We start from the raw sequence: 12,783 nt of genomic DNA, 5'->3' as shown, positions 1-12,783 counted from the left end.
ATATAACTTTTTATGAAAGAGTGAATGTAATTGATTTTAATGAAAGATATTACCCGCGACGGTGATCCTGTGTTACGACAAGTAGCAAAACCGCTAACTTTTCCTTTAAGCGACCATTATCGCCATCTTGCTGATGAAATGATGGAATACTTAATTAACTCACAAGATCCAGAAATCGCTAAGAAGCACCAATTGCGTGCCGGTGTTGGACTTGCAGCACCGCAGGTTGGCGAAAGCGTCCAAATGGCATCCTTGCTCGTACCCAACGATAAAAACGAAATTATTTTTAAAGAAACAATTGTTAACCCAGAAATTTTATCTGAATCCGTTCGTCAAGCATGTCTCAGCGAAGGCGAAGGCTGTTTAAGTGTTGATAAAGTGATTGATGGTTATGTACCACGACCTGATAAATTAAAAATTCATTATTATACAGTCGATGGTGAAGAAAAGACAATTCGGCTTAAAGACTACCCTGCCATTGTTGCTTCACACGAAATTGAGCACTTACGTGGTCACCTCTTTTATGACCGGATTAACAAACAAAATCCGTTCCAATTAGATGATGATACTGTTGTTATTTATTAATTGAGTATACCCGAAATTAAACCGTCAGCTGGTGTTTGACGGCTTTTTTATTAAACTATTAGAACTCGATTCTATACTTGAAATAACAATTATGGTAAAATTTTACTAGCTATTGGGTACTTTAAGCTACCCAAACAAGAACGTTTTATTAACTGAATAAGGAGAATACAAATATGATCTACAAAGTTTTGTATCAAAAAGATAAGGTAGTTAACCCTCGTCGTGAAACTACTCAGACTCTTTACTTGGAGGCTGAAAATTTAGTCACAGCTAGAACTTTGGTTGAGGAAAATACCCCCTACAACATTGAACTCATCCAAGAATTAGCTGGAAATTCACTCGAATATGAAAAAGAGCACGCTGATTTTAAATTGACGTCTTTCGAGAGTAAGAAGTAATTTAAGTGCGTATTAAAAATAATGAAGTCGCTGTCGTTGCAATCGGGGGGTTGCACGAAATCGGCAAAAATATGTATTGTGTTCAATACCAAGATGAAATTATCATCATGGATTGTGGAATTAAATTCCCTGAGGATGATCTTCTTGGTATTAATTATGTTATTTCCGATTATTCTTATTTAATTAAGAATCGGAAAAAAATCAAAGCCTTGGTAGTTAGCCACGGACACGAAGACCACATTGGCGGGATTCCATTTCTTTTAGAAAAAATACCTGAAATTCCCGTATATGCTACACCTTTTGCACTTGCATTAATTAAGGGAAAGCTTGAAGAACATGGTATTTTGCGGACAACTGAACTTCATGAAGAACATGAAGATACAGTTCTGAAATTTAAGAAATTAACTGTTACCTTCTTTAGAACTACTCACTCAATTCCTGATACACTCGGAATCGCGGTTCACACACCACTGGGTGCGGTTGTTTTTACTGGTGATTTTAAATTTGACCTAACACCAGTAATGAACCAACCTGCACCAGATTTTCAGAGAATGGCTAAACTTGGTAACGAGGGCGTGCTGGCCCTTCTTTCGGATTCGACTAATGCCGAAGTTTCGCAATTTACTAAATCGGAAAGATTCGTTGCCCATTCACTGCATGATATAATCACAGGCATTCATGGCAGAATTATTTTTGCCACCTTTGCCTCCAACCTCTACCGGGTATCAACAGCAATCGAAGCGGCAATTGATACCGGAAGAAAGGTTGCCATTTTTGGTAGAAGTATGGAAAATGGCGTCCAAAACGGAATTGACCTCGGCTATTTAAATGTACCTGAAGGTTTAATCGTTGACGCTAATGAAATCAACCATACTCCAGCTGAACAAGCAATGATTCTTTGTACTGGCTCTCAGGGAGAACCATTAGCCGCTCTTTCTCGCATAGCCAATGGTACGCATCGGCAAATTAGTTTACAACCGGGCGATACAGTAATCTTTTCTTCCAATCCAATACCAGGTAACACTTTAAGTGTTAACCACCTCATTAATAAGCTAATGGAAGGTGGCGCAAATGTTATTCATGGTCGCATCAATAACGTTCACACATCTGGACATGGTGGTCAGGAAGAGCTGAAGATGATGGTCAGATTGACTAAGCCAAAATATATGATTCCTGTGCACGGTGAATATAGAATGCAAGTTGTACATACGGAATTGGCACAAGCTGCTGGAGTACCAGAAGATCACACCTTTGTCTTAGAAAATGGTGAAGTCCTCTGCTTTAGCCCAGAAGGTTCAAGAATTGCAGGTCATGTTCCTGCCGGCGATGTTTATGTTGATACGTCTGGAACTGCAGATGTGGGTAATGTGGTTGTGCATGATCGCCAAGTGTTATCAGAAGACGGCTTAGTCGTGGTAGTTGCAACAGTTGACTACAAGCATAAACGAGTATTGGCTGGCCCCGATGTTTTAAGTCGTGGTTTTGTCTACATGCGGGAGTCAACAGAATTAATCAATCAAGCGCAAAAACACATTTATCACATTATCAAAAGCGAAATGGATAAAGTAGAAACGCCTAAAGATAGCGTTGTTCGCAAGGCAATTATTGAGAATTTAGCGGATTTCTTATATTCCAAAACTAAAAGAAGGCCAATGATTTTGCCGATGATAGTTGAGAAAAAATAATTGAAGCCCAACCGGGCTTTTTTATTTAAAGTAAAAAACAAAATGAATTCTAATTTAAAAATACACCTACTCGTCAATGAAACTGCTGGTAATGGTCGTGCAAAAAAGATATTAGATCGTATGGTTTTATTGCTGATAAAGGAAAAGATAACTTTTGATGTTAAAAAGAGTGCATTTGCCGGTGAAGCCATTCGGTTAGCACAAACATATGCTGACAAGCAGCATTTGAAAAAAGAAGTTTTGATTATTATTGGCGGTGATGGATCACTAAACGAAGTATTAAACGGTATCAAAAGATCGCAGAATCCGTTAACACCGTTCGCCTACTTACCGGCCGGAACCGGAAATGACTTTGGCCGTGCTGCTAATCTTCCGAGTGATCCGCAAGTGCTTCTTGACAATATAAAACAGCACGTCTTTACCCCCACCCTAACTGATTGTGGCTCCTTTAGACTTCCCGAGATTAGTGAGCAAACTTATTATTTTGCGAATAGTTTTGGGATTGGCTTTGACGCATATGTGAACCACCTTAGCAATATTTCTAACCTAAAAAAACTGCTGAATAAACTAAATGAAGGCAAGTTAATCTACGGTCTTCATATTTTATCGGCCTTGTACAAGCAGGATACCTTTCACGTTGATCTGGAAGCTAATGGTAAAAGATGGCATTATAACGATGCCTTTTTAGTAACTACAACTAACCACTCATATCTTGGTGGTGGCATTCCACTTTTACCTTGCGCTAAAATTGATAGTCATAAAATTGACACGGTCATTGTTGAAAAGGATAGCTTAAAAAAATTAGTTAAGCTTTTTCTAGATCTATTAAAAGATGGTTCTCATCTTAATGACCCGCAATTTCATTATATTGAGGCAGATAAAATTACGGTTATAACTAATCAAAAAGAATTCGCCCAAGTTGATGGCGAGCAAATAAAAAGACAGCCCTTTAAACTTGAGTTTGCTGTTGATCAGTTTAGACTGTACCGGTAAAAGCAAAAAGAATCATGAAGAAATTATCTCCATGATTCTTTTTTTGCTTTAAATTTGATAAAGGCTATACGATTTTGGATTGAGCAAAAATACTCATTTTACGTGTAAGTTTGTTTAATTCTTGAAGATTGACGTGGCTACCAGTAGTACAAATATCATAAATTCCACCATCGTCAATTAATCGATGCTTAGTCAAATTAAAGCCATTGTGCTGGTAAAAAGCTAAGCGCTTTTGTCGCTGTTCATAATTGTCGGCCTCAGATGTAACGGGCTCAATATCTAAGAAGATCTGCTTAGCGGGATATCTTTCTTTTAGTAAAGTCAGTACCTGACTGCCATACCCGTGTCCTCTTTTGGCCGGGTCAATTGCTAAATAGAAAAGATAAACCGCCTTTTCATCAACCGCAGTATAAGTGAGACCAATGAACTGGTCCTGATCATACAGACCCTCAAATTGAACTGCTTTTTTTAAGGACAATAACTGTAACTGCCAAAGTGGGAATCGCTCATTTTGCGGGAAAGCACTTAAATATAGTTTTTTAACTTTCCGATAATTAGCAGATAACCATTTAACCTGTTTAAATTTTAAAATAATACCCTTTCTTTCTCTCTAAAAATCATTCTAAAATGCATCAAACGAACCATTCTTTTTTTCCTTTTTAAAGCAATAATTGAAAATAACAATGCCGACAATTAGCCAAAACGAATTAACTGCTACAAAAATTATGTAGGTATTAAGCGGAACGCTTTTACCTATAAATAAGCTCCGTACGATTTCGATACCACTGGCATAGGGAATAATCTGCTGATAAGGCGTAATCATCGGTTGATAGATATTGGAAAACATCACCAGTAAGGCCTGCAGTATTGTTGCCCACTGTCCCATTCGCTTATAATGAATTGAACCGGAGGCAAAAATCATCCCGATACCAAACATTCCTAAGTTTGAAATCAAGGTAAAAACAAATGTTAGTAAAAAAGCAATACACAAGTCAAGCAATGAAAAATGACCAAAAAAGCTCGTTAAAATACTGATAATGATTAAATAAATCCAGGTGTAGAGTTCTTCAACAATTGTTTGGACTAAATAGATTAGCCATAAGGGAAGAGCTGATTGCGCCTCAGTTTCAAATATTCCTGATATTTCATCGCTTTCGACACCATTACTACATGAATTTAAGGCAGAAACACCATTGCTCCAGAACAAATAGCCGATTAGGGTAATTAAGATATTGCCCTTGATCCCATATTGCTGACCAATATTATTACCGTTTGCCCCGAATAAAATGAGTAGCAGAGCACCAGCATATATGATCATTTCGGTGATCGTCGCACTGAGATAACGCAGTTTGATTTTTAACTGCAACTTAAGCTGAACCACAAACAAAGTTACTAGCTGTTTTAACTTATTCATTTAATTCACCCCTTGACTTTAGCTATATATATTATGGTAAATTGCCAACAAATCTGCTTCTTCGAGAAGATGATCAACTACACGCGGAATCACTTTATCTTTAATAAAGAGATATTGATCAACGACCCCTGATAACATCTGAGTATCATGCGACGAAACAAAAATCAGTTTATGCTGATTATTTTTCAGTGCCAAAATAAAGTCTGCCAAATCCTTTTGCGCAGAAATATCTAAGCCATTTGATGGTTCATCAAGGAGAACAAAATCCGTTTGCATGGCGGCGCCAACTAGAATGGCTGCCTTCTTCTTTTGACCAGTCGATAATTCCTGAAAAATTGTCTTCATATTTGGAGAAAAATTCAATTCAGCAGCCAATTTGGCAATGCTTTTTTGGGCAACTTTGGGATCAACACCCTTAATTGAGGCAAAAAATTGACAATTTTCCCAAGTATTCAGCCGGTTAATTAGTCCTCTTTCACCAGAAGCAATAAAAGACGTGTGCGAACTCGCCCATTTAGCATAATCTTGGGCTACTTGATCATTGGTTATTCGGCCTTCCGTTGGCTCCAGAACTCCTGCAATAAGGCGCAGAAGTGTAGACTTTCCTACACCATTTGGGCCGATTAGGCCTACAACTTTTGGCTGAACATTAATTGTTAAATCAATTTGATCTAAAACCAATTTGTTGCCATACTTTTTAGTTAATTGCTCAAATTTTAGCGTCATGGGCAAGTCCTCTTTTCATTAAATTTTAAAAATTAATGAATTATAGCATTGCAATGTAATAATGTCAACTTAAGTAGGAAATCGCTGCGGCAAGTTGGACTAATTCCATTATGACCGCTACTAAGCTTCCTTCATCTGCTTGAGCCCAAATTTCACCCGTACTCGCATCATATTCAAAGCCATTAGCTAAAATTAGTTCTTTTGCCGAATCTAACAAGTTTTGATCACTGGCACTGGGATCAATTTTAAAAAGGGTTCGACCATCATCGCCAACCCGGAAATAATTATCTTTTTGTTCTACAAAACAATAGATTGACTCACCCATTGCATCTTGAACAAACGTAACAATTTCCCAAGCATTATCTGCGATCTGACAAATTTGCGTCTGTTCCTGGACCCACGAGCCGATTGCCTTTTTTAATTGTTGACTTTCATTAGCAAAATTTTGGTTCATTTAAAAAGTTTCTCCTATTCTGAGTTAATGCTTCATTCCTGGCTTAATATCAGCCATTCCAATCATTGGGTCGATTTTACCAGCGTAAATTAATTCAGAAGTAAGTAAATAATCTTTAGGCTTTTCTTCTACTTGCTCATCTATTTTTGGTGTTTCCACCTTTTTCTCAGGGGTTGTCTGACTAACAACGCCTAATTGCTCTTGCAATTTCTGACTTAAACCAGTTTGCCGATCATTACCAGAAGTATTAAGCGCCATCACATACGCCCGAGGATCGCCAATTAAAACCAAGTTTTTTTCGGCACGCGTAACCGCAGTGTACAGCAGATTCCGTTTCAGCATAACATAATTTTGCATTGTTAAACTCAAAATTACTAGTGGAAATTCCGAACCTTGAGCCTTATGAATTGTTATTGCATAAGCTCTAGTCAAATCAAATAAATCTTTTTTGCTAAAGTTTATTTCCCGTCCATCAAAGTCTGCAGTCATACACTTTTGCGGATTTTTTTCATCAATCGCTAAAATTTTACCAATTTGACCATTATATATATCTTTTTCAGGGTTATTTTGTAATTGTAAAACCCGATCTCCTATCCGAAAAGCTTCATCATGAACTTCGAGGATTTTACTGTTAGGTTTAGCCGGATTCATGATTTCCTGTATAACATTATTCAGATTGGTTACTCCACCTGGTCCTTGATACATGGCACCCAATACTTGAATGTCATCTTTAGCAAAACCATGGGCAATAGCTCTTTCAACTATTTGGCTTACTACATGATCAACTTCATGCGGCGGACAAGAAATGAAAGAATAATTTTTGGTTTTAGTAAACAAAGATTGCTGATCTTCACCCTCATTAATATCATGAGCCAACGTAATAATGCTCGAGTCGTCTCCTTGACGGTGGATTCGCTTTAAAACAGTTGTTGGAAAAGCCTTAGCCTTAATCAAATCGCTAAAGACGTTGCCTGCACCAACCGATGGCAATTGGTCCTTATCCCCAACAAAAACAATATGCTTTGTATCATTAATGCTAGAAATCAATTGCTTAAACAAAAACATGTCAACCATAGACATTTCATCGATAATTAAAATTTCGCCGTTTAATTCGTTTAAATCAGTAGCGTCATTTTCACCAATTCCTAATCCCAACAACCTGTGAATGGTCTTAGCCGTAATACCGGTAATCTCTTCCATTCTTTTAGCAGCTCGACCAGTTGGAGCAGCTAGCAAAAAAGGCGGATCGCTACTATACAAAGACGAAGCAGGAATTTCAGCCAGTTCTCGCAATGAAAGTAAAATACCATTGATAATAGTTGTCTTACCTGTTCCCGGGCCACCTGTCAGAATCGAAATTGGATTAGTTAAAGCATTTTTTATGGCCAGCTTTTGGGTGTCGTCATAGCTAATTTTTAATTTCTTCTCAGCATTTTTTATGGCTGTTTGAATTGCTCGTTCCTTATATGGCTTGGTGGTATTCTTCCGCTTAATCAAATTCTTCATCGTGAGAGCAATTTCGTTTTCAGTCTCAAAAATAGACTGCAATGCAGCATCTTCATCAGATACAACAATTTTGCCCTGGTGCTGGAGATTGTTAACGCAGGTAGCAATGGGATCAAATTGTTTGATTTGTAATAACTTACTTGCTTGCGTTAGAAGTAACGCCAACTTTACAAAGGTATTTCCCTCTTTACTTAGTTCATCGAGTAAAATTTGGAAAATTGCACCATTAATACGTCGCGGATCATCGGCAGCAATTCCTAATTTACTGCCCATTCTATCAGCACTTTTAAACGCATAGCCCGTAACTTCTGCAATCGCGGCATACGGATCTTGTTCCAATTTAGCTAGAGTTTCACCGTGATAAATTTGATACAGTCTAGCTGCCACTTTTTTATTTAAGCCAAATTGTGCTAATTTAAGAACAATCTCTGAGTATGAGTCCATTGAATTAACACCCGAAATCAAACTGTCCTTTTGCTTTTTGGTTAATGGCAATGTAGCCACTTTAGCCGGATTATCTTTTAACACGGTTAAAGCATTTGTTCCTAAAGCTGAGATGATAGTATCCGCAGCCTTTTTCCCAATTCCCGGAAATTTACTGGAACTTAAATAGCGTGTTAAACTTCCTTTTTCTTGCGGAACTGATTGCTTATAGCTGTCACAGCGAAATTGCAAGCCAAATTTATTATGTACGACTAGCTTGCCGTCAAAAGTGTAAGTTCCACCTTCCTGAATATCGCCAAAACTACCAGTAACTTTAATTTCTTCTCGATCATAATCTTCTAGTTTACCAATGATAGTTACATCAAGAATTTTAAAAAGATCCTGATCGTTTTCAAAAACTATTCGATTTAATTTACCGTTAAACTTAGTCATTTTTCTTTTCCGAATCGTTAATCATTTTTAAAATTGCATCATATTGTTCTTGAGCCTGCTGGTAAAATTTAGGATCCTCTTGTTTAGCCTTGTGTAAATATTCTTCAGCTTCCTTGCGATTATCATTAAGAGTTGTTATGCCTAGCATGAAATTGACCTTAGCACTTCTTTGATTTTCGTTTATTTGCTGATAGCTCGATTTTGCACTAGTTAAATCACCTAAGCTTAGCCAAATATCTCCCAGCAATTCTTTAACCCGATTATCGATATTTTTAATTGTTAATGCATGGGCTAAAGCTTTCTGTCTTTGTCCCAATTTGAGAAAAACCAGAGCCTTTTGGTATAAGACCAAGTCATCATTTGGGATTTTGTTTAATAACTCTAAAGCTTTAGCAAAATCGCCTTGTAGATATAGACAAACTGCCAAATCATAGTCTAAATCTTGCGGATTTTTAACAAGATGTTTTGCTTGTTCTAAAAGCTGCGTTGCTTGGTCAAAACTCCCCTGTTCAATTAGACAAGTAGCAAGTTTTAGGTAATTTTCAGTATTTTGCGGGTCTGCATCAATTTTAGTAATCAGATCATGAATCTGCTTTTCAGATTGCTGCTTATTTTTTGCTTGGTTATTTTGGTCATTTGTCATAGTGAATCTGTTCCTAATATTTTTCTTCCTAAAAACTTAGTTTCATTCCAAACGAGTAAGTGAAAACTTTTTCCCTGATCGGTCGTTTCCAAAATACTTAAACTAGTATTACTGAGGGCGCCATTATGACGAATATCATAAAGAGGATAAGCTAAAAGTCCGCCCATGATCGCGCTTAAAGCTGCACCATGACTTACAGCAATTACTTTATCGCTATTATCAGGGTATTTTTGAGCAATTTCCTGCGCAAAACTCCATCCACGCTGAATCACGTCTGAATAATTTTCTCCACCGATGCTTTTACCATCGTACTTTTCAGGGCTATCCCAAATATCCGCGACTTGCTGTGGGTACTTCCTAGCAGCCTCTGTAAAATTAAGCCCTTCCATTTTTCCTAAGTCAAATTCGCGTAAACGCTTGTCTCGGTTAATTATTAAAGAAGAAGCCATACTCGACTTTAATCTTTTGGCAGTTTCATATGCACGATTTATCGGACTAGAATAAAAATCAGCAAACTCTGTTTGACTTAAATAATGTCCAAGTTTTTGAATATCAATTAAACTTTGCGGTAAGAGTGGAGAATCACCATGTGCTCCCTGAAATTTTCGTTCTAAGTTCCATTCTGTTTTTCCATGCCTTATAAAATAAATCTGCATTACTAATCGATCAATCTCCTCTTATTGTTACCTTCATAGTTTATCATTTAATTAACGCAATTGAAAAAAGCAAAAAATCCAATAAAACGAACAATCTTATGTTGTATTTGAAAAGACCAACAAAAAAAGAAAAATGCTATACACATTTTTCTTACTTGTTTTTACTGTTTAAACTAGCTGTAATTTTTGCTCATTCTGGTAAGCACAATCAATATTGCCGCCACCAAGACACTCTTCTCCATTATATAAAACGAGCGCCTGACCAGGTGTAACTGCTCGAGCCGGCTCAGCAAAGTAAACCGTGGCGGTATTGGTTGCTGCGTGGTAATCCACTGTTACTTCAACATCTGGCTGACGGTAACGAAACTTTGCGCTACAATGGAGCGTTAAGTCATGATCAGGCTGACCAGTAAAAAACGTCATCCCGCTTGCCTTAAGCTCAGTCGCATAAAGCAACTTGCTATCATAGCCTTGCTCCACAATTAGTTCATTCTTAGCTAAGTTTTTCCCGACCACAAACCAAGGTGCAGTAGACTCCTTGGTCGAGCCAAGTCCTAGACCTGAACGTTGACCGATGGTGTAATACATCAAACCAGCATGCTCGCCTACGACCTTACCGTCAGGAGTAACCATTTTACCCGATTGTGCTGGCAAAAATTCACTCAGAAACTTTCGGAAATTACGTTCACCGATGAAGCAAATTCCAGTAGAATCCTTCTTTTTAGCATTTACTAAACCATTTTTAATGGCGATTTCTCTAACCTGCGGTTTGGTTAGATTTGCTAACGGAAAAATCACCCGCTTTATTTGGTCTTGCGTCAATTGACTTAAAAAATAGGTTTGATCCTTATTCCCATCTTTTGGACGCATCATATGAGTAATACCGTTTTTATCAGTCACGGTCTTAGCATAATGACCCATAGCAATATAGTCGGCATCTAAATTTAAAGCAAATTCTAAAAACGATTTAAACTTAATTTGACTGTTACACATTACATCGGGATTAGGCGTCCGTCCTTTTTGATATTCGTTTAAAAAATATTCAAAAACGCGGTGCCAATATTCTTTTTCAAAGTTAATTGAATAATATGGAATACCAATCTGATCTGCAACTTTTTTAACATCTTCGTAATCTTCAGTTACGGTACAAACACCGGCGTCATCCGTGTCATCCCAGTTCTTCATGAAAACACCGATAACATCATAGCCCTGCTCTTTAAGCAATAATGCAGATACAGAGGAATCAACTCCGCCACTCATTCCAACAACAACTCTGGTCTTTTTAGCCAATTAAATCAATCCTTTACAGCAACAATAATATTACGCTCTTCAAGATCTTTTAAAATATAGTTCAAAAGTTCAACCGTGGGCGCTAATTGCTTGTTTTTAAAAATATTTACTTTTTGCAAACCATTACGATCCGTAATGACCATCGTTAAATGGTTTAAATCTTTGTTAATCGTCATCTTAAGCTTGGTTGGCGCATTATAAGGTGAATCATTGTACAAAGGATGTTCGTAATTAAAATTCCCTTTAACTGTTTTAACAAAGCCTGCATCAATTAATGCATAAAGCTTTAGTTCTGGACTAAGCGTAAATTTACGATTATCACCATTGATTATAACTGTATTTGCCATGATTACACCTCTTGCTTACAAATAATAAGTTAATTTTTCTTAAAAAGCAACTAATTTTCCCTTTGTTGGACTTTTTTAACGATCTTGCTTAGTTGCTCAGCAAATTCCTCTACTTCTGTTTCAGTATTATACCGGCCAAATGAAATTCGGATTGATTCTGAAATTCTAGGAGAATCCTTACCAAAACAAGCAATTAACACATGCGACGGCTCAAGTGAACCAGCTGTACAAGCGGAACCACCCGAGACAGCAAAACCAGCTAGGTCAAGATTAGCCTGCAGCACTGTAGTTGAAACACCATTTAGGCGTAAATTTAGAACGTGATGGGATACATTTTCACCCACGCCACCATTAATCTGATAAGCAATTTTTTCTGCAGTCAATTTGTCTAAAATAATTTTTTGTAATTTTTGATATTTATTCTGCAAATCATTCTTATCAATAGCAGTAATTTCTGTAACAGCTTCACCAAAACCAGCAATACCAGGAACATTCTCCGTTCCAGCCCGCCTCTTAGTTTCTTGCTCTCCACCGTAAACGAGTGGCGGTAACTTAATTTGGTTATTTTCATATAAAAAGCCAAGAAATTTGGGACCATTTATTTTATGGGCTGAAGTAGACAACAAATCTATCTTCATTTCTTTGACATCCAAATCAATATTACCCAGCCCCTGAACCGCATCAACATGAAAATAAGCGTTGCTTTGAGCTACAATTGCGCCAATTTCCTTTAATGGATTAATTGCCCCAATTTCATTGTTGACAGCCATGATTGATACCAGAATTGTTTCAGGCGTTAAGGCTTTTTTTAGGTCATTAAGAGCAATATGACCATGTTCATCTACATCAAGATAAATTACATCAAAGCCTTCTTGCTCCAACTTTTTCATTGGATTTAAAACAGAAGGATGCTCAATCTTAGTCGTAATAATACGCTTACCTTCGTTTTGCCGACTGTGAGCAGTACCTAAAATAGCGGTATTATTACTTTCGGAGCCCCCAGAGGTGAAGATGATTTCATTATCCTTGGCATTAATCGCTGCCGCAATTTTTGAACGAGCCTGATCAATTACATGCCGTGCTTTTCTCCCCAACTCATAGGTGCTAGAAGCATTGCCGAAATCATCCTTCATCTCCTTGGTAATCACATCAATCACTTTGGGAGACATCGGTGTTGTAGCTGCATTATCAAGATATATTTGTTTCATGA

General features: G+C 37.4%; 14 protein-coding genes. 4 read left to right on the top strand and 10 right to left on the bottom strand.

Annotated elements, in window-relative coordinates; genetic code table 11:
• The first annotated feature begins 30 nt into the window (after positions 1-30).
• The 4 genes from def to J3U71_RS03795 all read left to right on the top strand — a co-directional run bounded on the left by def (position 31) and on the right by J3U71_RS03795 (position 3,661).
• Positions 31-585 carry a peptide deformylase gene (def, locus tag J3U71_RS03810; RefSeq protein WP_103751551.1) on the top strand — a complete coding sequence of 185 codons (555 nt, stop codon included), beginning with the start codon at positions 31-33 and terminating at the stop codon, positions 583-585.
• A gap of 173 nt (positions 586-758) precedes the next feature.
• The gene (locus J3U71_RS03805; RefSeq protein ID WP_103751550.1) at positions 759-983 is read left to right on the top strand and encodes a DNA-dependent RNA polymerase subunit epsilon; all 225 of its coding nucleotides are present in this window, start codon (positions 759-761) and stop codon (positions 981-983) included.
• Positions 984-988: 5 nt separating this feature from the next.
• Entirely contained in the window at positions 989-2,668 is a 1,680-nt protein-coding gene (gene rnjA, locus J3U71_RS03800; RefSeq protein WP_220221095.1) for a ribonuclease J1, read from the top strand.
• Between the two features lie 42 nt (positions 2,669-2,710).
• On the top strand, positions 2,711-3,661 hold the full coding sequence (locus J3U71_RS03795) for a diacylglycerol/lipid kinase family protein (RefSeq protein ID WP_267392707.1): 951 nt from the start codon (positions 2,711-2,713) through the stop codon (positions 3,659-3,661).
• 64 nt (positions 3,662-3,725) lie between these two features.
• Here J3U71_RS03795 and J3U71_RS03790 read toward each other — a convergent pair whose 3' ends face one another.
• From J3U71_RS03790 to J3U71_RS03745, 10 genes are all read right to left on the bottom strand, one after another.
• A complete protein-coding gene (locus J3U71_RS03790; RefSeq protein WP_323848333.1) occupies positions 3,726-4,139 on the bottom strand; it encodes a GNAT family N-acetyltransferase in 414 nt (137 codons plus the stop codon).
• A 144-nt stretch (positions 4,140-4,283) separates the two neighbouring features.
• Entirely contained in the window at positions 4,284-5,075 is a 792-nt protein-coding gene (locus J3U71_RS03785; RefSeq protein WP_267392708.1) for an ABC transporter permease, read from the bottom strand.
• An 18-nt stretch (positions 5,076-5,093) separates the two neighbouring features.
• A complete protein-coding gene (locus tag J3U71_RS03780) occupies positions 5,094-5,801 on the bottom strand; it encodes an ABC transporter ATP-binding protein (RefSeq protein ID WP_267392709.1) in 708 nt (235 codons plus the stop codon).
• Positions 5,802-5,865: 64 nt separating this feature from the next.
• Complete coding sequence (locus J3U71_RS03775; RefSeq protein WP_267392710.1) at positions 5,866-6,255, bottom strand: DUF1828 domain-containing protein; 390 nt, start codon at positions 6,253-6,255, stop codon at positions 5,866-5,868.
• A gap of 24 nt (positions 6,256-6,279) precedes the next feature.
• Positions 6,280-8,637, bottom strand: coding sequence for an ATP-dependent RecD-like DNA helicase (locus tag J3U71_RS03770; RefSeq protein ID WP_267392711.1), 2,358 nt, complete (start codon positions 8,635-8,637; stop codon positions 6,280-6,282).
• The gene (locus J3U71_RS03765; RefSeq protein ID WP_267392712.1) at positions 8,630-9,280 is read right to left on the bottom strand and encodes a tetratricopeptide repeat protein; all 651 of its coding nucleotides are present in this window, start codon (positions 9,278-9,280) and stop codon (positions 8,630-8,632) included. The genes J3U71_RS03770 and J3U71_RS03765 overlap by 8 nt, the downstream gene beginning before the upstream one ends.
• Complete coding sequence (locus J3U71_RS03760) at positions 9,277-9,936, bottom strand: histidine phosphatase family protein (protein WP_267392713.1); 660 nt, start codon at positions 9,934-9,936, stop codon at positions 9,277-9,279. The genes J3U71_RS03765 and J3U71_RS03760 overlap by 4 nt, the downstream gene beginning before the upstream one ends.
• 168 nt (positions 9,937-10,104) lie before the next feature.
• A complete protein-coding gene (gene mnmA, locus J3U71_RS03755) occupies positions 10,105-11,226 on the bottom strand; it encodes a tRNA 2-thiouridine(34) synthase MnmA (RefSeq protein ID WP_228706319.1) in 1,122 nt (373 codons plus the stop codon).
• 5 nt (positions 11,227-11,231) lie between these two features.
• Positions 11,232-11,573 (bottom strand): DUF1831 domain-containing protein, encoded by a 342-nt coding sequence (locus J3U71_RS03750; RefSeq protein ID WP_103751540.1) that lies wholly within the window; start codon positions 11,571-11,573, stop codon positions 11,232-11,234.
• A gap of 50 nt (positions 11,574-11,623) precedes the next feature.
• Positions 11,624-12,781 (bottom strand): cysteine desulfurase family protein, encoded by a 1,158-nt coding sequence (locus tag J3U71_RS03745; RefSeq protein ID WP_267385264.1) that lies wholly within the window; start codon positions 12,779-12,781, stop codon positions 11,624-11,626.
• Between the last annotated feature and the right edge of the window lie 2 nt (positions 12,782-12,783).

It is taken from the genome of Lactobacillus sp. B4015 (assembly GCF_026536055.1).
GTDB lineage: Bacteria > Bacillota > Bacilli > Lactobacillales > Lactobacillaceae > Lactobacillus > Lactobacillus panisapium.
The sequence above is the reverse complement of the archived record's forward strand: the minus strand, read 5'-3'. Positions and strand labels throughout refer to the sequence as shown.

Bases quoted from the DNA above. Each gene is read 5' to 3' on its own strand.
- J3U71_RS03805 (WP_103751550.1), top strand. From the start codon at position 759: ATGATCTACAAAGTTTTGTATCAAAAAGATAAGGTAGTTAACCCTCGT.
- J3U71_RS03795 (WP_267392707.1), top strand. From the start codon at position 2,711: ATGAATTCTAATTTAAAAATACACCTACTCGTCAATGAAACTGCTGGT.
- J3U71_RS03785 (WP_267392708.1), bottom strand. From the start codon at position 5,075: ATGAATAAGTTAAAACAGCTAGTAACTTTGTTTGTGGTTCAGCTTAAG.
- J3U71_RS03780 (WP_267392709.1), bottom strand. From the start codon at position 5,801: ATGACGCTAAAATTTGAGCAATTAACTAAAAAGTATGGCAACAAATTG.
- J3U71_RS03775 (WP_267392710.1), bottom strand. From the start codon at position 6,255: ATGAACCAAAATTTTGCTAATGAAAGTCAACAATTAAAAAAGGCAATC.
- J3U71_RS03770 (WP_267392711.1), bottom strand. From the start codon at position 8,637: ATGACTAAGTTTAACGGTAAATTAAATCGAATAGTTTTTGAAAACGAT.
- J3U71_RS03765 (WP_267392712.1), bottom strand. From the start codon at position 9,280: ATGACAAATGACCAAAATAACCAAGCAAAAAATAAGCAGCAATCTGAA.
- J3U71_RS03760 (WP_267392713.1), bottom strand. From the start codon at position 9,936: ATGCAGATTTATTTTATAAGGCATGGAAAAACAGAATGGAACTTAGAA.
- J3U71_RS03750 (WP_103751540.1), bottom strand. From the start codon at position 11,573: ATGGCAAATACAGTTATAATCAATGGTGATAATCGTAAATTTACGCTT.
- J3U71_RS03745 (WP_267385264.1), bottom strand. From the start codon at position 12,781: ATGAAACAAATATATCTTGATAATGCAGCTACAACACCGATGTCTCCC.